Source organism: Spirillospora sp. NPDC046719 (genome assembly GCF_040645715.1).
Classification (GTDB): Bacteria; Actinomycetota; Actinomycetes; order Streptosporangiales; family Streptosporangiaceae; genus Spirillospora.
This window is the reverse complement of the sequence record NZ_JBEYYT010000609.1, coordinates 1-483: the sequence shown is the minus strand read 5'-3', so window position 1 is coordinate 483 and position 483 is coordinate 1. Positions and strand designations below refer to the sequence as shown.

The following is a 483-nucleotide window of genomic DNA, read 5'->3' as shown; positions in this document are numbered from 1 at the left end:
CCGAGCACCCCGGGGGGGTGCCGGGGGGAGCCCCCCACCGGGCCGCGCCCGCCGCCGCGGGCGGCGCCCGCGGCCTCGCCGGCGTCGAACGGCAGCGCGAGCTGCACGATCCGGTCGTCGTGCAGCGAGCCCAGCGACACCCCGATCAGCGTCAGCCCGCGCTCGGCGACGAGCGGGGCGGCGCCGCCGAGCAGCCGGCGCGCCGCGTCCAGCAGGACGGACGTCTCCGCCGTGGCCTGCGGCAGCGTGTGCGAGCGGGAGGCGCGCGCGTAGTCGCCGAACCGCAGCCGCAGGGTGACCGTCCGGCAGACCCGGTGCGCGCCGCGCAGCCGTCCCGCGAGCCGGTCGACGAGGCCGACGAGGAGGGCGTCCAGCTCCTCGGGCGGCCGCCGCCGGCGCCCGAGCGCCCGCGGGGCGCCCATCGACCGGCGCCCCACCCCCGAGCGGGCAGGCCGCGGGGACCGGGTGCGGGCCAGCGCGGGA

1 protein-coding gene is annotated in these 483 nt (G+C 82.6%); it reads right to left on the bottom strand.

Annotated elements, in window-relative coordinates; all coding sequences use genetic code 11:
- Positions 1-422, bottom strand: a 422-nt coding sequence (locus ABZ914_RS47115; RefSeq protein WP_500201156.1) for a DinB/UmuC family translesion DNA polymerase, incomplete at its 3' end; no start/stop codon positions are given.
- Positions 423-483 lie beyond the last annotated feature (61 nt).